Below are 203 nucleotides of genomic sequence, written 5' to 3' on the forward strand. Positions count from 1 at the left end.
CTACACCGATACCTTCGTCGTGAGCAGTGCCGATGGCACCGTCACCTCGGTCACCGTCAATATCCTCGGGACCAACGACGCCGCGGTGTTGTCCGCCGACATCGCCAACCTCACCGAGACCAATGCCTCACTGACCACCAACGGCACCCTGACCATCAGCGATGTCGACAGCGCCGCAACCTTCGTCGCCCAACCCAACACCG

At 62.6% G+C, this 203-nt stretch carries 1 protein-coding gene; it reads left to right on the forward strand.

Annotated features, from left to right (window positions below; all coding sequences use genetic code 11):
• The coding region (locus IB250_RS29200) for a VCBS domain-containing protein (RefSeq protein WP_192347029.1) at positions 1-203 on the forward strand (203 nt) is incomplete at both ends.

Source organism: Pseudomonas sp. PDM09 (assembly GCF_014852305.1).
Lineage (GTDB): Bacteria > Pseudomonadota > Gammaproteobacteria > Pseudomonadales > Pseudomonadaceae > Aquipseudomonas.